Annotated in this window: 17 protein-coding genes and 1 other annotated feature; all 17 genes read right to left on the bottom strand. The window is 38.7% G+C overall.

Features of this window, described 5'->3' with window-relative positions; all coding sequences use genetic code 11:
* Positions 1-45: 45 nt before the first annotated feature.
* A complete protein-coding gene (gene feoB, locus I2490_RS03955; protein ID WP_206458487.1) occupies positions 46-2,208 on the bottom strand; it encodes a ferrous iron transport protein B in 2,163 nt (720 codons plus the stop codon).
* A gap of 91 nt (positions 2,209-2,299) precedes the next feature.
* The gene (locus tag I2490_RS03950) at positions 2,300-2,533 is read right to left on the bottom strand and encodes a FeoA family protein (RefSeq protein ID WP_206459646.1); all 234 of its coding nucleotides are present in this window, start codon (positions 2,531-2,533) and stop codon (positions 2,300-2,302) included.
* 24 nt (positions 2,534-2,557) lie between these two features.
* Positions 2,558-2,773: a FeoA family protein gene (locus I2490_RS03945; RefSeq protein ID WP_330634562.1), complete on the bottom strand. Its 216-nt coding sequence runs from the start codon at positions 2,771-2,773 to the stop codon at positions 2,558-2,560.
* A 175-nt stretch (positions 2,774-2,948) separates the two neighbouring features.
* Positions 2,949-4,367, bottom strand: a complete 1,419-nt coding sequence (locus I2490_RS03940; protein WP_206458486.1) for a glutamate synthase-related protein — start codon at positions 4,365-4,367, stop codon at positions 2,949-2,951.
* 242 nt (positions 4,368-4,609) lie between these two features.
* Positions 4,610-5,956 carry a short-chain fatty acid transporter gene (locus I2490_RS03935; protein ID WP_206458485.1) on the bottom strand — a complete coding sequence of 449 codons (1,347 nt, stop codon included), beginning with the start codon at positions 5,954-5,956 and terminating at the stop codon, positions 4,610-4,612.
* Positions 5,957-6,164: 208 nt separating this feature from the next.
* A complete protein-coding gene (locus tag I2490_RS03930) occupies positions 6,165-7,688 on the bottom strand; it encodes a sodium:solute symporter family transporter (protein ID WP_206458484.1) in 1,524 nt (507 codons plus the stop codon).
* Between the two features lie 97 nt (positions 7,689-7,785).
* Positions 7,786-8,030: a binding site (T-box leader), on the bottom strand.
* 76 nt (positions 8,031-8,106) lie between these two features.
* Positions 8,107-9,165 (bottom strand): S-methyl-5-thioribose-1-phosphate isomerase, encoded by a 1,059-nt coding sequence (gene mtnA, locus I2490_RS03925; RefSeq protein WP_206458483.1) that lies wholly within the window; start codon positions 9,163-9,165, stop codon positions 8,107-8,109.
* 57 nt (positions 9,166-9,222) lie between these two features.
* The gene (locus tag I2490_RS03920; RefSeq protein WP_206458482.1) at positions 9,223-9,552 is read right to left on the bottom strand and encodes a PadR family transcriptional regulator; all 330 of its coding nucleotides are present in this window, start codon (positions 9,550-9,552) and stop codon (positions 9,223-9,225) included.
* Positions 9,553-9,570: 18 nt separating this feature from the next.
* A complete protein-coding gene (locus I2490_RS03915; protein ID WP_206458481.1) occupies positions 9,571-10,254 on the bottom strand; it encodes a hypothetical protein in 684 nt (227 codons plus the stop codon).
* A 172-nt stretch (positions 10,255-10,426) separates the two neighbouring features.
* Entirely contained in the window at positions 10,427-11,710 is a 1,284-nt protein-coding gene (purD, locus tag I2490_RS03910) for a phosphoribosylamine--glycine ligase (RefSeq protein WP_206458480.1), read from the bottom strand.
* Between the two features lie 82 nt (positions 11,711-11,792).
* Entirely contained in the window at positions 11,793-13,328 is a 1,536-nt protein-coding gene (gene purH, locus I2490_RS03905) for a bifunctional phosphoribosylaminoimidazolecarboxamide formyltransferase/IMP cyclohydrolase (protein WP_206458479.1), read from the bottom strand.
* Positions 13,329-13,331: 3 nt separating this feature from the next.
* Positions 13,332-14,741, bottom strand: a complete 1,410-nt coding sequence (locus I2490_RS03900) for an amidophosphoribosyltransferase (protein ID WP_206458478.1) — start codon at positions 14,739-14,741, stop codon at positions 13,332-13,334.
* Positions 14,741-15,343 carry a phosphoribosylglycinamide formyltransferase gene (purN, locus tag I2490_RS03895; RefSeq protein WP_206458477.1) on the bottom strand — a complete coding sequence of 201 codons (603 nt, stop codon included), beginning with the start codon at positions 15,341-15,343 and terminating at the stop codon, positions 14,741-14,743. Before purN ends, I2490_RS03900 begins: the two co-directional genes overlap by 1 nt.
* Positions 15,331-16,371: a phosphoribosylformylglycinamidine cyclo-ligase gene (gene purM / locus I2490_RS03890; protein WP_206458476.1), complete on the bottom strand. Its 1,041-nt coding sequence runs from the start codon at positions 16,369-16,371 to the stop codon at positions 15,331-15,333. Before purM ends, purN begins: the two co-directional genes overlap by 13 nt.
* Before the next feature lie 79 nt (positions 16,372-16,450).
* Positions 16,451-17,155, bottom strand: coding sequence for a phosphoribosylaminoimidazolesuccinocarboxamide synthase (gene purC / locus I2490_RS03885; protein ID WP_206458475.1), 705 nt, complete (start codon positions 17,153-17,155; stop codon positions 16,451-16,453).
* A gap of 94 nt (positions 17,156-17,249) precedes the next feature.
* Positions 17,250-17,735, bottom strand: coding sequence for a 5-(carboxyamino)imidazole ribonucleotide mutase (purE, locus tag I2490_RS03880; RefSeq protein WP_206458474.1), 486 nt, complete (start codon positions 17,733-17,735; stop codon positions 17,250-17,252).
* Positions 17,736-17,749: 14 nt separating this feature from the next.
* Positions 17,750-21,505, bottom strand: a complete 3,756-nt coding sequence (locus tag I2490_RS03875; RefSeq protein WP_206458473.1) for a phosphoribosylformylglycinamidine synthase — start codon at positions 21,503-21,505, stop codon at positions 17,750-17,752.
* Between the last annotated feature and the right edge of the window lie 216 nt (positions 21,506-21,721).

The raw sequence follows: 21,721 nt of genomic DNA, 5'->3' as shown, positions 1-21,721 counted from the left end.
GTTTGTTTTTAAAAAAGCAGCATTACGCTGCTTTTTTATATTACATTAACCCTTTTGATAACATAAATCATCATTGACTTCTGCTCTGCTTGACGATCTTTTCTTATACGGTCGAAGTAAAAGATATACAAGAGCAGCAAGAAGCAGAAAAGCAATGATGGTTCCAACGCCGAATGTTCCATAAAACATGGATCCAAATTGAAATACCATAAACGCCATAACATAAGCAAACACACACTGATATGCAACTGCAAACCACGTCCATTTTGCATTGTTCATCTCTCTCTTAATCGCACCAATTGCAGCAAAGCAAGGGGCACAAAGGAGATTAAAGACTAAAAACGAATACGCAGAAAGCATTGTAAAATGTTGCGATATTGCACCAAGTTCACCGTAGGAACCTTCTTCTACTAATTCAAGTGCATCACCCGACACTCCATAAAGGACACCGAATACCCCAACAACTTCTTCTTTTGCAACCAATCCCATTATAGTAGCGACCGCACTTTGCCAAGCTCCAAAACCCAATGGTGCAAAGATTGGAGCAATCCATCCTCCGATCACTGCCAAAATACTTTCATCCATATTTTCAACCATTTGCAGAGACCCATCTACCATTCCAAACGAGGAGAGGAACCAAATCAAAACACTTGAAAGTAAGATAATTGTTCCAGCTTTTTTAATAAACGAACTTCCACGTTCCCACATACTACGTAAAACACTTCCAAGAGTAGGAACATGATAGGTCGGAAGCTCCATAACAAACGGAGCAGGTTTTCCTGCAAACATTTTTGTTTTCTTTAAAATAAGTCCTGATATAATAACGGCTGCGACTCCAATAAAATAGGCTGACGGTGCAACCCACCAAGCCCCACCAAATAACGCGCCAGCTATTAAAGCTACAATCGGCATCTTTGCTCCGCAAGGCATAAAGGTTGTCGTCATAATTGTCATCCTGCGATCGCTTTCGTTTTCAATGGTTCGAGATGCCATAATCCCTGGAATGCCGCATCCCGTTCCAATCAACATTGGAATAAAAGATTTTCCGGAAAGTCCAAACTTTCGAAATATACGATCCATAATGAAAGCAACACGAGCCATATACCCACATTCCTCTAATATTGCAAGCATAGCAAAAAGAATAAACATTTGTGGAACAAATCCAAGTACTGCTCCAACTCCGCCGACGATGCCATCTACAGTTAACCCAATAAGCCAAGTGCTGACACCAATTGTTTCCATCCAAGCTGCCAGTGTTTCAGAGATCCAAGCGCCAAATAAAGTATCGTTTGTAAATACCGTTACTAAATCTCCAATGGTTGTGATTGATATGTAATATACAAAAAACATAATAACAGCAAAAATCGGGAGTGCTAAAAATCGGTTTGTAACCACTCTATCAATTTTATCGGATGTTGATATTTTGGATTTGCTTTTTTTCTGATAACAATTTTGAATCAGAGAAGTAATGTATTGGTAACGTTCATTTGTGATGATGCTCTCTGAATCATCCTCCATTGCCATTTCCATTTCATTCACCAAGGCTTCTATTTTGGTTGATTTTTTTATTTGCTGTATTACTTTCTCATCCCTTTCAAAAAGCTTAACTGCATACCAACGTCTCTGTTTTTCCTCAATTTCATTCGGAATCTGCTTTTGAATCTCAGAAAGTACATTCTCCACCTGTGTTGAAAAGCGCTTTGAAAGATCAGTAGTCTTATCAGTATTTGCAACGGAAACAGCCTGCTCAATCAAGTCTGAAATTCCTTCACCTTTCATTGCGGAAATCGGAATTACCGGACATCCGAGAGACTTCGATAATTTTGAACAATCAATCTTATCTCCATTTTTATTCACAACATCCATCATATTAATTGCAACAATCATCGGAATGCCAAGCTCTTCAATCTGTGTCGTCAAATACAAATTGCGTTCCAAATTCGATCCATCAACAATATTTATTATGGCATCCGGTTTTTCATCTAACAAATAATTTCTCGATACAACCTCTTCTAATGTATATGGGGAAAGAGAATAAATTCCGGGTAAATCAATCAACCGTACTTCTTTCTGTCCCTTTATCCTTCCTTCTTTTTTTTCTACCGTGACGCCGGGCCAATTGCCGACATATTGCTTTGACCCTGTAAGTGCATTAAACAACGTTGTTTTACCGCTGTTCGGATTACCGGCAAGAGCGATCTTTAACATTCTTATCCTCCTTCAAGCTGTTAGCATGTGCTAACCCACTATTAAAAAAAATATCTATTTCTTTTTATTAATTCAGTAAAAATTTATTGATCTAACAAAATTCCAATTCAACCTCAATCATTGCCGCATCCGCTTTCCGAATTGACAATTCATAACCCCGAACATTAACTTCAATGGGATCACCCAAAGGTGCCACCTTTCGAATATATACTTCACTGCCTTTTGTTATTCCCATATCCATAATTCTGCGTTTTACCGCGCCTTCACCATGAAGCTTTTTGACCATCACAGTCTGCCCACATTTTACTCCTTTTAAAGTATTCATCATCGCTTCTCCTTTCTATTACCTTTATACTACAATTCGATTTGCCATTTCACGGCTGATAGCTACCCGAGTGTCTTTTATCATTACAATCAAATTTCCGGCAATTTCAGATACAATGGAAACTTCACTTCCCTCAACGAAACCAAGGTTATTTAAAAACCTCTTTGCATCATCCTTTCCATTGATTCTTTCAATGCATTTTGTCTCTCCGACTTTTGTAAATGTTAATGGCACCATCATCAACTCCTTTTAATGTAAGCTTTTATATAATTATTGGTTAGCAGAAGCTAACTTATGGTTGCAAAATATGGTTAGCAATCGCTAACCACTATTAATATATCACCCTTATTTTTTACTGTCAATTACTTTTTACAAAAAAAACCCAGCTTTTTTAGAAGCTGGGTCATTTTCACTACTAGGCATGAGGAATGTTTGTATGGTCAGCGATTTCTGTTGAGATAGTACAAATATCCTGGATACTCAAGTCATGTATATTTTCTTTTCCTGTAATTCGAGCAAACATTTTAAGTTCTTCCAAGCAAACATTTAAATAGTTTGCAACTCTCTTTGCTCCAATCTCAGTTGGAAAACGCTTTCTAAGCTCTGGATCTTGGGTTGCAATACCCATAGGACATTGTCCGGAGCCGCAGATGCGGTATCTTTGACACCCTGCCGCCATCAGCGGTGCTGTTGCAACTGCAACGGCGTCTGCGCCCATTGCTAAAGCCTTCGCAAAGTCACTTGAAACGCGCAGACCTCCGGTAATAACAAGCTCCATCTGATATTCATTCTCATTTAAAAATTTTCTAGCTCGATGCAAAGCATAAATCGTAAGTATTGACGTTGCATCTCGCACCATTTTGGGACTGGATGCAGTTGCGCCACCTCTTCCGTCAATGGTTATGAAATCCGGATTTCCATATGCAATGAATTCCAAATCCCTTTCAATATGCCCTGCTGCAATTTTCACTCCAATCGGTCTTCCCTCCGATTGCATACGAAGACTCTCAATCAATTCCTTTAAGTCCTCTTTTGTTTCAATACCCGGAAAACGAGAAGGACTTAAAATATCTTGTCCCATCTTCTTGTTCCTTATTTTTGCGATTTCTTCAGTTACCTTCTCTCCGGGAAGATGCCCTCCCATTCCCGGTTTTGTTCCTTGCCCGATTTTAATTTCTATGGCATCGGCATTTTTTAGATTCTCCGGTGTTACACTATATAAATTGGGCACATATTCAAAAATATATTTATAAGCAGCCTGCTTCTCTTCGGCTAAAATACCGCCTTCACCACTGCACATTGCCGTTTTATTTTCTGCGGCACCCTTAGCCAATGCAATTTTAACTTCTTTCGATAAAGCACCAAAAGACATATGTGAAATATAAATTGGGCTTTCGAGGACCATAGGTTTTTTGGCATTTCTTCCGATAACGGTTCTTGTGCTCACCGATGCATCCGACTCCAATGGAAGCGATGCAAGCTGAGATCCTAAGATTAAAATAGCGTCCCAGCAAGGAGTCGGCAGCTCTGTACTCATTGCTGAATGAATCGGTTTTCCTGATACTGCCATTTCATGAATGGCATCCATTTGTCTATCATACAATCCTTCCTTTTTTGAATATCTTGAATCATATTCCAAAGAATTGGATCCATTGCTTTCTTCAATTGAAGATTCTTCCTTGGTAGCAACAGACGGTTCAATGATTAAATCAAAACCTTCTTTCGCATAACCGCAAATTGGGCAAGTCCAACTTTCCGGTAATTCTTCCCAAGCTTTTCCTTCCTTCTCTGAATCATAAACATATCCACATAGACGACATTTATACTTTGCCATAAATCTTACCCCTTTCAGTGTTACAATTCCATCTTCTTATAAAAATTCCTTTTATGCACTACCCTCATTTTAGCTATTCTAAAAAGAAAGTCAATAAAAAAAGTGGCTTTCGCCCTTTTGCACTATCATTTATCTAGTAATAATTTAGAAAAAAAGCAACGTGCCTTAAAGAATTTAAAACACGCTGCTTTGTTCTTATGTATTATAATTTTAGCGATTATTTCTTTGCTAATTTTGATTGTTTAAATTAAGAAGATAAATCCTCCACATACAATCAAACCAACTACAAGCAAGCAGATAACGCAATATCCCATGATATCACGAGCACCTAAACCTGCAATACCAAGTGCCGGTAATGCCCAGAACGGCTGAATCATATTTGTCCATGCATCACCCCATGCAATTGCCATAGCGGTAACAGATGGTTCTACACCTAATTCCAAAGAAGCCGGCATCATAATCGGCGCCTGTACTGCCCATTGACCTCCGCCGGAAGGTACAAACAGATTTACAATACCTGCACTTAAGAAAGAAAATAGCGGGAACGTTGTCGGTGTTGCAACGGATACAAACCAATTACTAATGGCACCAGCCAAAGAAATTTGATCCGCACCCATACCGGTCATCATCCCCATGATTCCAGCATAAAACGGGAACTGTAAGATTATACCACCAGCACCTTTTACAGCTTCACCAATTGCATTTACATAACGCAATGGAGTACCATGCAATAAAATTCCGGCAATCAAGAAAATCGTATTAACAATGTTTAAATCAAGCTTAAAGCCATTATTTTTAAAGTACATTACAATAAAAACAAGACCTAAAATGGTAATCAATCCACTCATAATACGGCTGTCTTCCATTTTTTCAGCCGGAGTTGAAGCAATTCTTGATTCCAAAGCTTCCTCTTGAAGCAAATGTGTATCAATCGTTACAACCTTATCTGGAGAAGGATGCATTGCCGCATTTACAAACGGCATGATAATTAATACTGCTGCACACATAATTAAATTATAAGATGAAAAAATTGTCACACTTGTTGGAATGGCTTCTGTAATCGCACCTCCAGTTGCTTTTGTAAGAGCTTCACCGCCAGTAGCAACTGTTAGTGGAATGGATGCGGATAATCCTGCATGCCAAATAATAAAACCGGAATAAGCAGATGCAATCAACAAACGGTAATCAATACCTTTTACCTGCTTTGCAATTTCCTTTGCTAAAATTGCACCAACAACCAAACCAAAGCCCCAATTAATCCAGCAAGCGATTACTGAAAAAGCGGTAACCGAAACGATCCCTTGAAATGGAGTTTTAGGAATGGATGCTAAACTTACAACAACTCTCTTTACCGAAGGAGCATTTGCAAGTGCCGATCCTAATACTAAAACGAGTGCCATCTGCATGGAAAATGCAAGTAAGGTCCAAATGCCACCGCCCCAGTGATTCACCATTTCCAGTGGGCCCTGGCCGGTAACCGGCATTGCTACTAAGAATACAAATACAGTCAAGATAATGCAGAAAATAAACGGGTCGGGTAGGAATCTTTGTACCAAAGCAACACAACCATTGGTAAACTTTTTGAACATAAGTAGTCCCTCCTTTTTATAAAACATATAATTTCTCATAGCGAAATGCCTTAGATTTCCATCCGAGCATTCCGCTAATATTATACTCGTTTCTTTTTCGTGCTTCAAGCGCTTTTACTGGCTTTTTTAGGAAAAAAATGAAAAATTAACGAAAAAATTACGGTTTTTTGTTGGTTGGACCAATCTTATTTTTTGTTATGTTCTTTTTTTATTGATCTTCATCTTCATTTAGAACCAGCTTATGTGCCGCCATAATTTTTTCATCATAGCAAGCAAAGGTCTCTTCTACAAATTGAGCGGCAAGCTTCGGCGTAACAAAGCTGACAATAGGAACAATGAGCAGCGAAACTAACATAGAACCAGCACCTGCAATAACCGGTGTTGTAAAGTGAAGAAATAAATTTGAAACATTGATACCTATTCCGGATAAAAAGGCTGCAAAAACAGCAGTTTTGGTGCTTCCTTTCCAAAACAACCCAAAAATAAACGGGCCTAAAAAACACCCTGCTAATGCTCCCCAAGATAATGACATTAAAGATGTAATCAATTGATTTGGTCGCAAAGCAATCATTACGGATAGTAATACAAACAATCCACAAAGAATCCGAATGGACATAATCTGCATTTTCCCGTTCATGTTTTTAAAGAACAATGGTTTTAAAAAGTCTAACGTAAAGGTTGAACTGGATGCAATAACCAAAGAGGAGAGTGTAGACATCGAGGCAGAAAGAACCAAGATAACAACGACTCCAATGAGGACATCCGGTAAATTGCCGCCAACCATAGTCGGAACAATCTGGTCAAAGGCCACTGAGCCATCTGCATTGGCATTTACAAACAATCTTCCAAATGCACCATGAAAATACGATCCTCCGGCTACAACCAGTGCAAATAATGTGGAAATAACCGTTCCTGTTTTAATCGCCTTCTCACTTTTTATCGTATAAAATTTGTGTACCATTTGAGGCAATCCCCATGTTCCTAAACTTGTCAATAAAACAACGGAGAGCAAACCAATCGGATCAGGCCCGAAAAACGAAGTATATACCCCTTGAAACTCAGGATTAACAGGATTTTCGATTTTAGACATTTCTGTCATTGCGTCCATCAAACCACCTTGGCTATGAAGTGTAGTCCAAATAATTGCTACCATTCCGACAAGCATAATCGTTCCCTGAATTAAATCATTCAACGCGGCTGCCATATAACCACCAACCATAACATAAATGGCTGTGAGTATTGCCATACCAATCATACAGTAAACAAAATCAATTCCAAATGCCATTGAGAATAAACCGGAAAGACCCTTGTATACCGATGCCGAGTATGGTACTAAAAACACAAATATAATAACTGATACGATGATACGAAGTGGTTCTGATTGATATCTTTTTGCAAAGAAATCAGGCATGGTTGCTGATTCAAAATGCTTTGTCATAATGCGAGTACGTCTTCCTAAAACGACCCAAGCTAGTAAGCTCCCTATGAGAGCGTTCCCAATACCGATCCAAGTCGCCGAAAGACCATATGCCCAGCCAAATTGTCCAGCATAGCCCACAAAGATAACAGCAGAAAAATAGGAAGTACCGTAGGCGAATGCCGTAACCCAAGGGCCTACATTTCTTCCACCTAATACAAAATCTCCTACACTTGCAGTATGTTTTCTACAAAAAACACCTACACCTACTGTTACGGTAAAAAACAATAACAATAATACAATTTTGATGATCATACATTTTCTCCTTTTCCTACAAACCTACAAAACTACAATCCTACCTGCCTACAAAGACGAAATCCAAGCATAAAAAAATCCCGTCTTCTGAACTACTTCAGAGGACGGGATGACCTTCCCGTGGTACCACCTCAATTTACAAAGACCTCACGGTCCTTGCCTTGTCAAGTACTAACATACTCTAGCACTATAACGGGTGCATCCGTCTCAGCCTACTTGGTAACCCTTTGGGTGAGCAACTCACAAAATGTATTCGTCTTATGTTTTAGCTGCGCCTCTCACCATCCGGCTACTCTCTGTTGTTATCCCATAAGATTACTTGTTTCTGATCTTCGTCTTTTCATTTTACACTTGATTAGAACTAATTTACCACTTTAAAAAAATTTTGTCAATATTTATTATAAAGAAAATTTATTAATCAATCTTTTTTATCAAATAAAGATTTTAAGCTTTCTTCATAAGGGGGATATGCAATGCCCTTTTCGGTTATCACCGCAGTAATGTATTTTGCATCGGTTACATCAAAGGCTGGATTATAGGTTTTAATTCCGGCAGGAGCCATCTCCTTTTCATACCACATTTGATAAATTTCTTCCCCGCTGCGAAGTTCTATATTAATCTCTTCTCCAGTCGCTGTATCCAAATCAATGGTAGAGGTCGGCACACACATATAAAATGGAATTCCATACTCTTTTGCTAAAATTGCAACACCAGAGGTACCAATTTTATTTGCACCATCCCCATTGGCTGCCATACGATCACAGCCTACTAATATCGCATCAATCCAGCCATTTTTCATGACCATAGATGCCATATTATCACAAATCAATGTCACAGGAATACCTGCCTGATGCAGTTCCCATGTAGTCAGCCGAGCACCCTGTAAAAGAGGACGTGTCTCATCTGCAAATACATTAAACTCATATCCTTTTTCTTGGCCTACGTAAAGTGGTGCCAAAGCCGTACCATATTGTGAAGTAGCAAGAAATCCTGCATTGCAATGCGTTAAAATACCCATTCCCGATTTCAAAAGAGAAAGCCCATGTTCTCCCATTGCACGGCAAGCAGCCTCCTCTTCCGTTCTTATTTGCACTGCTTCTTTAAGCATTGCATCCTTTATTTCTTTTACAGAAGCTTTCTTATTTTTTATCACGCATTTTTCCATACGTGAAAGTGCCCAAGAAAGGTTTACTGCTGTCGGTCTTGCGGAATCTAAATAATCCTTTACTAAACAAAATTCCGTATAAAAGCCTTCATAATCCATTTCAGCGCAATCTTTTATAGAAATATAAATTCCATAAGCAGCAGCAATTCCAATAGCAGGAGCCCCACGTACACGAAGCTTATGGATGGCATCCCATACATCCTCCTTTGTATGCATCTCTAAGTATTCCGTTGTTGTCGGAAGCTTTGTCTGATCTAAAATTAATAACTTTCCATTTTCAAATTTTATTGGTGCAAACTCCTGCCCTTTCATTTTTCTCTCCTTTTTTATTTCTTTTCCTTCATTTAAATCATTCTATACAAATTTAAATTAAATCCTACCTTTTAATATATCATTTACATTTTGTATCAATTTGTTCCATGAATAAATAAAATGATCCAGCTCTTGGTAACCTTTTTCTGTTAATCTATAATATTTTCGCAAAGGCCCCAATGGCGATTCCCTTACAGAACTTTCGATTAATTTATTTTTTTGAAGTCGTGTATAAAGTGGGTATAAGGTTCCCTCTGAGATATCGTCAAAGCCATTCTCTTTTAACAACTTTGCAATTTCATATCCATACGTTTCTCCCTTTAATTCAATTATCTTTAGTACGCAACCCTCTAAACTGCCTTTTAACAGTTGCGATTTCGTATTCATATGCCACCCACCTGTCACTTAATTTATCTTTCTTATCATATAATGAAACAGTCGATCTAAAATCAAACAAACGATAATAAAAACAATAAAATTTATATGAAACAGTACTTGTTTTAAGTATAGTCCACTTAAAACAAAAATACCAACCATAAACAGATATCCACCCCAAACAATAAAATCCCATTTTCTTTCTTGTTTCTTAGCTATGCCATCCAGTTTAGGAGAATATTTACCTATATACCTCAACGCGACATGTACAATACCGATTGCTATTAAACTGTTTAAAACTAAATGAAAAGGAACTGCAACATCAAAGGTTACCGCTCTTTCTTTTATCCAAATCGGCAGTAATATGGAGAGAAACATTCCAAAAAATCCAGTAAAAATCAAAAGAATACTTGGAACATATAAGAGTTTTAGCACTGCTTTTTTTAGCAAACTGTACGACTTATAGATCGATTCAACATAATCATTACAAAATACATTAATATCATCCGTTCCCATAATTGTTTTTATATCAACACCATCCTGCTCTGCCTGTAAAAACAAATCCAAACAGTGGTAACTGAATTCTTCTGCATCCTGCTCACTAATATTTGAAAAGCGAGTGGTTATTAAAATTTCATCAAATATTTCTCGATTGGCCTCTGTTAATTTTTCACTATAGCAAGCCATTTCCTTAATTAGTTTCTTTGTTTTCACTTCAATAAACCCCCATATGGTATTATGTATTACATAGTAGTAGCTATATTGTAATGCATAATAGTTATATCGTCAAGAAAAATATTTAAACAGAAATTACAAAAAGCAGGTAGTTTTAAGGCAGAACTACCTGCTTTTATACTGCAAACCAATAATAAAATTTAATGAAGATCTACTTTTTTACAATGCTTCCAATGTCTTTTCGATACTGCATTCCTTCAAAGATGATTTTTTCTACATTAGAGAAAGCCTTTTTTCTCGCTTCTTCATGTGTTATACCTGTTGCAGTAACACCCAAAACGCGTCCTCCATTTGTAAGGATCGGTAATTGACCTTTTTCATCCGTCTCGGTTCCAAATTTCGTTCCTGCATGAAATACGATAACATCCTTATCCACATGACCCAGTCCGCTAATGACCCTGCCCTTTGGATAATTACCTGGATAGCCTTCTGATGCTAATACCACGCAGACTGCTTTGTGATCGCTCCATTTTATTTTCTGTTCTGAAAGTGTTCCATGAATGACCGCTTCAAAGATATCAAGCAAGTCTGAATCTAAACGAGACAGTACGGATTGTGTTTCCGGATCACCAAATCGATTGTTAAACTCAATTACCTTTGGTCCGTTTTCTCCAATCATCAGACCGATAAAAAGGACACCCTTAAAATCCAATCCATCTTTTTGGAATCCTTTTATTGTAGGCTCTAAAATCTTCTCACGAATTTGGTCTGCAAGCTCCTCAGTAAAAATCAAGCTTGGAGAATACGTTCCCATTCCACCTGTATTCGGTCCCTTATCACCATCAAAAATACGCTTATAATCCTGTGCAGATTCCATCGGAACAATGACATTGCCGTCCACAAAGCAAAGCATCGATGCTTCAATACCCGTAAGAAATTCTTCTACAACAATCTTTTCTCCGGCACTTCCAAAGATTTTATCACCCATCATCTCTTCAATGGCTTTGAGTGCCTCTGTTTCGGTTTCTGCAATCACAACACCTTTTCCAGCTGCAAGTCCATCTGCTTTTAGTACCATTGGATACCCAAAAATTCCTACTGCTTTTTTCAATTCTTCCTTATCGGTAAATTCCCGATACCCTGCTGTAGGTATATTATGACGAGCTAAAAATGCTTTGGTAAAAGCTTTGCTTCCTTCAAGCTGTGCACATTTTTTGTTCGGTCCGAATGTTTGAATGCCTTCTTTTTCTAAAGCATCCACAATACCCATAGAAAGTGGTACTTCCGGTCCAACCACTACCATATCTATGTTTTTTTCTTTTGCAAATCTACAAATATTATTTATATCCTCAGCCTTAATATCAACACATTCTGCTTGTTTTGCTATACCTGCATTCCCAGGGGCACAATATAATTTTGTTACTCGAGGACTTTGGCTGAGTTTCCATGCGATGGCATGTTCTCTGCCTCCGTTTCCCACAATTAAAATCTTCATTCTGTTTCCTCTTTTCGCTGCATTCCAATCGATTTTTAACTCTCTTACAAATTTGCCATACAAACGAATCGTATTTTAATCCTTAATGCTTAAAGTGACGTACTCCTGTAAATACCATAGCTATTCCTAATTCATTTGCCTTTTTGATGGATTCTTCATCGCGAATGGAACCGCCTGGCTGAATAATCGCAGTAATCCCAGCTGCTGCTGCCGCTTGTACACAATCATCAAATGGGAAATAAGCATCCGATGCCAATACGGCTCCTTTTGTATCTCCGGTAGCTTGCTTAATGGAATTTTCAACTGCCCAAATACGATTTACTTGTCCCGGTCCGATTCCCAAGGTACGATTGTCCTTTGCAATGACGATTCCATTAGATTTGATGTGCTTTACCACTTTCATTGCAAAACACATATCCGCCATTTCCTGTTCGGTTGGAATACGATCGGTTACTACTTTCAAGTCATCTTCCTCAAAGAGTGTTGTATCTATTTCTTGAACAAGCAATCCTCCAGTTACCTTCTTTAAGGTTAATGTCCCCTCGCTGATTGTTTCAATAATTGCAGGCAGTTTCAAAAGACGAAGATTCTTTTTCTGTGTAAGAACCTCCAATGCTTTTTCGGTAAAATCTGGTGCAATGATAATCTCTACAAAAATTTTACTGATTTCTAATGCAGTTGCCTCGTCAATCGGACGATTCGCTGCAATAATGCCTCCATAAATGGATACAGGATCCGCGTCATACGCTTTAACATATGCATCACAAATCGTTTCTCCAACTCCAACACCACAAGGATTTGCATGTTTTACTGCAACCACAGTCGGTTGTTCAAATTCCTTTAATGCTTCCAAAGCTCCATTTGTATCATTGATATTATTAAAAGAAAGCTCTTTTCCATGAAGCTGCTTTGCATTGACAAGGTCTCCTGCCTGTGGCTTGATTTCCTTGTAGTACCACGCCTTTTGGTGTGGATTCTCACCATAACGAAGTTCCTGTGCTTTTTCAAAGGTCAAAGTAAGCTGGTTTGGTAATTCCCCATGAATTTGCTTACGAAGGTAATCGGAAATCAAAGCATCATAAGATGCGGTATGTTCAAAAACCTTAAGTGCAAGTTTGTACTTTGTATCATAAGAAACGGTACCGTTTTCTTTCAATTCGACGACTACTGCTTCATAATCCTGCGGATCGCAGACAACGACTACATCCTTATGATTTTTTGCTGCGGAACGAAGCATTGTTGGACCGCCAATATCTATGTTTTCAATGGCCTCCTCTAACGTTACATCCTCTTTTAATATTGTTTGTTTAAAAGGATATAAGTTAATTGCTACAATATCAATGGTTTCAATGTTTAAGTCCTTAAGCTGCTGCATATGCTCAGTTTTTTCTCTCATTGCTAAAATGCCGCCATGTACCGCTGGATGCAGAGTCTTTACACGACCATCCAAACATTCCGGAAAGCCTGTTACCTCCGAAATACCAGTTACAGCAATTCCGTTTTCTTTTAAGCGAGTTGCTGTACCTCCGGTTGAAATAATCTGTACACCCAATTCTTCTAATTTTTGTGCAAACTCTACCACTCCCGTTTTATCGGAAACACTGATTAATGCTCTCATTTTCTACTCCTTTCCATTCCAGCAATAAGTACAAAGCTTGCACTTATCAATACCTACCGCAGATAATGTGTCCTCAAGCTCATGATATTTTAAACTCGTAAATCCAAGTTCTTCTTTTATCTTTTCAACCATTTTTTCATGTTTTTCCGTAGAAGCATCCACATACTCCTGTAAAATTTCTTCCGTCACCTCTCCGCCTTCCAGCTCCTTAATCACACGACGTGTAATTAAGTCCATATCACTAACCGATCTGGAGAAATTCAAATATTTACATCCATACATGATTGGAGGGCAAGCGGAACGAACGTGAATTTCTTTTGCACCGTTTTCATAGAGGTATTTTACCGTTCCGTAAAGCTGTGTGCCACGTACTATGGAATCATCGATTAAGACAAATTTCTTGCCATTAATAATCTCATGAACCGGAACCAATTTCATCTTTGCAATTAAGTCTCTTGCCTTCTGATTTTGCGGCATAAAGCTTCTTGGCCAAGTTGGCGTATATTTAATCAATGGTCGGGCATAAGGAATGCAAGATTGGTTTGCATATCCAAGAGCATGTGCCGTTCCACTGTCCGGTACGCCGGCTACAAAATCCACATCCATTTTTCCATCATGATCTGCAATGCTTGCACCATTTCGATATCGCATTTGTTCTACATTTATTCCCTCATAAGTTGAAGTTGTATATCCAAAATAGGTCCATAAAAATGTACAAATTCTCATTTTTTCTTTCGGTTCACTTACCGTTTTCGCTTCATCGGCTGTAATGCGTACAATTTCTCCTGGTCCAAGTTCACGAAGTGGTTTATAACCTAAGTTATAAAATGCAAAGGATTCAGAAGATGCACAAATTCCATCCTTCTTTTTCCCTAATATCATAGAGGTTCTTCCATATAGATCTCTTGCTGCATACAGACAATCTTCCGTTAAAATTAAAATAGTAATTGATCCCTCAATCTTTTTCTGTGCAAACTGAATACCTTCTACAATGTTATTGCTTGTAGAGATTAATGCTCCAACAAGCTCTGTATTATTTATAGTTCCGCCGCTCATTTCCAAAAATTGGTTACTTCCCATATGAATGAGCTCCTGCACCAGTTGTTCTTTGTTATTGATTCTCCCTACGGTGCCGATGGAATAATGTCCTTGACGGCTAAATACCGTTAAAGGCTGCGGTTCACCATCACTGATACTCCCAATTCCTTTTGTTCCTACCATAACCGTAGCTTCTTTTTCAAATTTTGTTCGAAACGGTGCATTTTCAATACTATGGATGGCACGCTCGAAGCCATTGTCACCATATACACACATTCCCCCACGTTTGGTTCCTAAATGGGAATGATAGTCTGTCCCAAAAAACAAATCCATAACACAATCTTTTTTGGAAACCACTCCAAATAATCCACCCATTATTTTCCTCCTAAATTTTTCTCTTCCAATAATTTCTTAATGGCTTTTATTAAAATCTTATGTTCTGTTATCAGGACTCTGGCCGCTAGTATATCTGCCGTATCTCCATTTAATACAGGAACGCTTTCCTGTAAAATAACTTCACCCGTATCAACACCTTCATCTACAAAATGAACCGTAGCACCTGTTTGCGTTTCGCCGGCATCAAGCACTGCCTGATGGACTCGTTTTCCATAAAACCCTTTTCCACAGAATTTCGGTATCAGGGATGGATGAATGTTGATAATCCTTCCTTCATATGCTTGTATAAGCTTTGCATCCAGCACACTCATATAACCAGCCAAGACAACGAGGTCTGTATCTTCTTCTTTCAATGCAAAAATCAATGCATCCGTACGATCATTTAAATCAGGATACGTTTCTTTATCAATTACTTTAGCTGCTATCCCATGTTTTCTTGCACGTTCTAAAGAAAATGCTTTACTGTTACTCGAAATTACCTGTACAATTTTTGCATTTTTGATCTCACCACACGTAATGGCATCAATGATTGCCTGCAAATTAGTACCACCACCGGATACCAATACGGTTATTTTCTGCATAGAACAACTCCTTGTCCTTCTACGATACTTCCGATGATGCTCGGCTGTTCACCAACTTCTTTTAATACACGCATTACCATTTCTACCTGTTCTTCTTCTACAACCATAATCATACCCATACCCATATTAAAGGTTGCGAACATTTCGTTTTCTTCAATATCCGCGCATTTTTGAATATAACGGAAAATAGGCGGTACCTCCCAGCTTCCGACTTGAATTTCAACACCAAGCCCTTCTGGAATGATTCTAGGAATGTTTTCAAAAAAACCTCCCCCTGTAATGTGAATGATTCCATTTATATCTGTCGTTTCACGAACGGCATTACAAGCAGCCGTATATATCTTTGTAGGACGTAAAAGTGCTTCTCCAATTGTTTCTCCCAGTTCATCCACATAATCCAATACATCCATATTCTCTTTTTCAAAAATAACTTTACGAACCAGAGAATATCCATTGCTATGAATACCGCTTGACGGAATGCCAATTACTACATTTCCTTTTTTAATTTTAGAACCGTCAATGATCTTTTCTCGATCCACTATACCGACTGCAAAGCCGGCCATGTCATATTCACCATTTCCATAGAAATCTGGCATTTCAGCAGTTTCTCCCCCTACCAGTGCACACTCACCGAGGACACAGCCATCTGCAATCCCCTTTACTATATCAGCAACTTTTTCTGCATGCACCTTACCTGTTGCAATGTAATCCAAAAAGAACAACGGCGTTGCACCTTGACACAAGACATCATTTACACACATTGCAACACAATCCTGTCCTACAGTGTCGTGCTTTTCCATAAGAAATGCAATTTTCAGCTTTGTTCCTACGCCATCGGTTCCGGCAACCAATACTGGTTCCTTCATATCTTTCACATCTAGCTTAAACAAACTTCCAAAGCTGCCAAGGCCTGTAAGAACATTCGGTGTAAATGTTTTTTTTACATGGTCCTTCATCAAACGAACGGCTCGTTCGCCTTCCTTAGTATCTACACCCGCGTCTTTGTAGGTAAGCTTTTCTTCTTTCATTTATGTTCCTGTTCCTTTCTTTTCCTGCTATCTCATTGCGTTTTACATTCTATAGTTTTAAATCGATTCTTTATACCGTTTATTTTTTTACTCTCTGTAATACATTTTGATACGTTTCTTCTACGTTTCCCAAATCTCTGCGGAAACGATCCTTATCCATTTTTTCATTGGTATTTACATCCCATAAACGGCAAGTATCCGGTGAAATCTCGTCTGCTAAAATAACACTTCCATCATAAAGTCCAAATTCAATTTTAAAGTCAATCAACTTTAATCCTCTTTCCAAGAAAAACGGCTTCAATTCCTCGTTAACCTGGTAAGCATATTTACGAACGGTTGCAAGTTGTTCCTCTGTAGCCAATTCCAACGCCAATATGTGATCGTCATTAATAAGAGGATCTCCCAAATCATCATTTTTGTAAGAGAATTCCAATACGGTACGTGCAAGTGCTTTTCCTTCTTCCACACCATAACGCTTTGAGAACGATCCGGCAGCTACATTTCGAATGATAACTTCAAGAGGTAAAATAGTTACCGCTTTTACGAGCGTCTCACGATCACTAAGCTTTTCTACAAAGTGAGTTGGAATGCCCTTTGTTTCCAGCATTTGAAAAATAATATCCGACATGATATTGTTTACAACACCTTTGTCTGCAATAGAGCCTTTCTTCTCTCCGTTAAATGCGGTTGCATCGTCCTTATAATCCACAATGTAAAGCTTTGGATCATCCGTTTTAAATACTTTTTTGGCTTTGCCCTCATACATTTGTTCTAATTTTTTCATATGCTTACTCTCCATTTCTTTCATTCTCTCTTTTTATACCAATTAACAATATAGTCGATACGATACTTGTGTTTATTTTCATTAGTAGCTATGCTTATTTTTCTATTTGAAATTGTCGATCCAATGCAATGATTTCCTCTTCCATTTTTGTCTTATATTGTTTCATCTGTTCTCTCAACTCCGGATATTTAATTGATAACATCTGTACAGCAAGAAGTCCTGCATTTTCTGCACCATCAATGGCAACCGTAGCAACCGGAATACCTTTTGGCATCTGTACAATGGAAAGAAGAGAATCGAGTCCATCCATTGTGGAAGACTTAATCGGAAGCCCGATGACAGGAATTGCGGTAAAGGCTGCCATAACGCCGCCCAAATGTGCAGCTTTTCCCGCTGCAGCAATGATAACTTCAATACCTCTTTCCTCTGCATGAGAAGCAAAGTCTTCTGCCACTCTTGGCGTTCTATGCGCAGAAATGATGCGTGTTTCAATCTGAACACCAAATTGCGTCAGTATCTTTTCCGCTTTTTCCACTACCGGATAATCGGACTTACTGCCCATTACGATTGCTACTTTCATTGATTTTCCTCCTTTTATTTAAAATAAGCTACACCAGCTTCAAATAACTTCTGATCCTTTTCACCCAATACGTTCTTATATAGATTGTGTCCTATTCTCTCAGAATGCCCCATCTTACCAAAAATTCTTCCATCCGGCGATGTAATACCGCAAACGGCTTCTACACTTCCATTTGGATTCCATTTCGGATTCATAGTCGGTGTACCATTCAAATCCACATATTGGGTTGCAATCTGTCCATTTTGCGCCAGCTCTTTCACAAGCTGTGCATCGGCTATAAAACGACCCTCTCCATGAGAAATTGGAATGGTATGCACATCACCCACCTCTGCAAACGCGAGCCAAGGTGATTTCACGGAAGCGACTCTGGTTCTTGTTAAACACGATACATGACGTCCAATTCGATTATAAGTTAAAGTTGGGCTCTCCTCTGTTGCATCAACAATTTTTCCGTATGGCACCAAACCTAATTTAATCAACGCCTGAAATCCGTTGCAAATTCCAAGCATCAAACCATCACGATGCTCCATTAAATCCTCTACCGCTTCTTGAATCATTGGATTACGGAATAACGCAGTAATGAATTTTGCAGAACCATCCGGCTCATCTCCCCCTGAAAATCCGCCCGGTATCATAATAATTTGGCTATTTTTTATTTTTTGAGCCATTTCTTTAATGGATTCATTTAAATCTTGTTCGCTTCGATTTCGAATGATTTGAATCTCTCCAACGGCACCTGCACGCTCAAAGGCCCTTTTGGAATCCATTTCACAATTGGTTCCCGGAAACGTCGGAATAAATACCCTTGGCTTCGCATGGCAGACTCTCGGTTTCGCACGGTTACGCTCAATGTAAGAAAGAGCTTCTACTTTCGTTTCCTCTTGCTCTTCCTTCGCTATCGTTGGGAAAGTCGTTTCCAACGGCGCTTCCCAAGCGGAAATAAGCTGATCTAAATCAATCTTATGACAACTTGTTTCTATATCATTTAAAACAACTTCAATTTCTGAATCATCTGTTGTCAATCCAATTTCTTTATATTGACTGCCTGCAAATAAACGTTCAACATCTTCTGAATTGGATACTTCCAGAATCAAAGCACCATAAGTACTTGCATACAACTCTTTACGTGAAATATTTTTTAATGATACTCCAATCTTGTTTCCTGCCGCCATTTTTACCACCGATGCTAAAATACCACCTTTTCCAACGGTAGATGCTGCCAGTATTTTTTTCTCATTTGTTAATCTCTGCACGGTCCTCATATTTTTACGGTACTGTGCAAAATCTAAAATGTCCTCTTTATCTCGATCATTATAAACAAATATTAATTTGCTAGAGGCTGTTTTTAATTCTGTTGAAACAACTTTATCCGCTTCGATGGTACCCACTGCAAAGGAGATTAAAGTAGGTGGTACATGAATGTCCATAAAGGTACCCGACATACTATCCTTACCACCAATTGCAGGAATACCTAGCTCAATTTGTGCTTTCAGTGCTCCAAGCAATGCCGCAAATGGCTTTCCCCATTTGATGGAATCATCGCCCAAACGTTCAAAGTATTCCTGAAACGTTAAACGTGCCTTTGAGTATTCCCCACCCATTGCCGTAATCTTTGTTGCAGAATCGATAACAGCGTACAGCGCTCCATGAAACGGACTGTTTTTAGAAATCTGCGGATCAAACCCAAAAGTCATAAGTGACGTTGTATCCGTATAACCTGTCGTAATCGGTAATTTTGCTGCCATTCCGGCTGCAGGACTCAGCTGGTACTTACCACCCAATGGCATAAGTACGCTTCCTGCACCGATGGTACTGTCAAATTGTTCTATAAGTCCTTTTTGACTGCAGCAATTCAAATCTGCTAAAACCTTTTTAAATTCATCTTCTTTTATTTCTTCAAAAATAGAATGAGTAGGTGCTTCTACTTCTACCTGAATTTCCTGTTTCACTCCATTTGTATCTAGAAATGCTCGACTTAAATTTAGAATACGTTCTCCGTGCCAAAACATACGGAAATAGCCTGTATCGGTCACCCAAGCAACCGTAGTTGCTTCTAAATTTTCTTCATTTGCATAGGCAATCAATGCTTCACAATCTTCCTTAGAAACAACAGCTGCCATACGTTCTTGTGATTCAGATATTGCTAATTCTGTTCCATCAAGACCTTCATATTTTTTCGGTACCAAATCCAAATTAACATCAATGCTATCTGCCAATTCTCCGATGGCGACGGAAACACCGCCTGCACCAAAGTCATTGCACCGTTTTATTAATGTTGCTACTTCTTTCCTTCGATAGAAACGCTGAATGTTTCGTTCAACTGGAGGATTTCCCTTTTGTACCTCTGCGCCACAGTTTAAAATTGAATCCTCCGTGTGCTCTTTGGAAGAACCCGTTGCTCCGCCACAGCCATCTCTTCCCGTTTTTCCTCCAATAAGTACAATGCAATCTCCCGGAATCGGACGTTCTCTTCTTACATGACTTGCAGGAGCCGCTCCAATAACCGCGCCAACCTCCATACGTTTTGCAACATAACCAGGATCATAAATTTCCGTTACCTGCCCGGTTGCAAGTCCAATCTGATTTCCATAAGAACTATACCCATCGGCCGCACCCTTTGTAATTTTTCTTTGCGGAAGCTTACCACTTAAAGTCTCCTCTATCTTCGTTCTAGGGTCAGCACTTCCACTTACACGCATAGCCTGATATACATAGACACGCCCTGACAGCGGATCACGAATGGCACCGCCAAGGCAGGTCGCTGCACCTCCAAATGGTTCAATTTCAGTTGGATGATTGTGCGTTTCATTCTTAAACATAACCAGCCAGTCTTCTTCATTGCCATCAATGATAGCTTTTACTTTAATGCTGCAAGCATTTATTTCCTCTGACTCGTCCAAATCATTTGCCAAGCCTTGTTTTTTTAGATATTTCGCACCGATGACTGCCATATCCATAAGACATATATCTTTTTCACGTTCCCCATAAACTTCTTTACGAAGCTGTAAATAGTTTTCATACGCATCTTTAATCATATCAGCATAAGGGCCATCTCCAAATGTAACATCCGTAATTCTTGTATTAAACGTAGTATGACGACAATGATCCGACCAATATGTGTCAATCACACGAAGCTCTGTAATGGTAGGATCCGCCTTCTCTTCTTTATAATAAGTTTGAATAAAGAGTAAATCCTCTTTACTCATCGCAAAACCTCTGTCCTTACGAAATTGCTCTAATTGTTCCTTTGTCCAGCTTGAAAATCCTGTAATGCTCTCTACACTCATAGGGATATCCATGTCCATTTCCAAACGAGATGGTTTTTCCCAATCTGCTTCTTTTGAATCCACTGGATTGATACAGTAATTCTTAATCGTCTCTTTGTCGCTTTTGTTCAATACACCTGAAATCACGTAGACTTTAGCAGAACGAACCAAGGCCTTCGCACTAGTGTTTAACATTTGAATGCATTGCGCTGCAGAATCTGCTCGCTGATCATATTGGCCAGGCAAATACTCCACCGCAAAATAAAAAGAATCTGCATCCAAATCCATCGTTTCTTCCCAGACCTGATCAATGGCTGGTTCTGAAAAAACGGCATATTTTGCAGACTCATATACTTCTTCTTCGATTCCTTCTATATCATAACGATTAATCACTCTGACTGCTGTAATTTGCTGCAAATGCAAATTGACTTTCAAATCGGAAAAAAGTCTTTGCCCCTCTACATCAAAGCCTGTCTTCTTTTCCACAAAAATTCGTCTTACCATTGGTTACCCTCCCTGATTTACGAACATTACAATTGTTTTTAATTTAGATAGTTCGTGATTTTCGCAATTTATTTCTCTTTTCACCTTTATATTAACAGATACAAAGATAAATATCAAACAAAATACGAATATTTTATATTTTTTCATCCATGTTTTTTTATTTCCAATCACTCCTTTTGTGATTGGAAGAAAATTTTTATAAAACAAAACGCTGTC

Origin of the sequence: Anaerovorax sp. IOR16 (assembly GCF_017168145.1) — a bacterium.
In the GTDB taxonomy this organism is placed as follows: Bacteria; Bacillota; Clostridia; order Peptostreptococcales; family Anaerovoracaceae; genus IOR16.
This window is presented reverse-complemented; position numbering and strand designations above follow the sequence as displayed.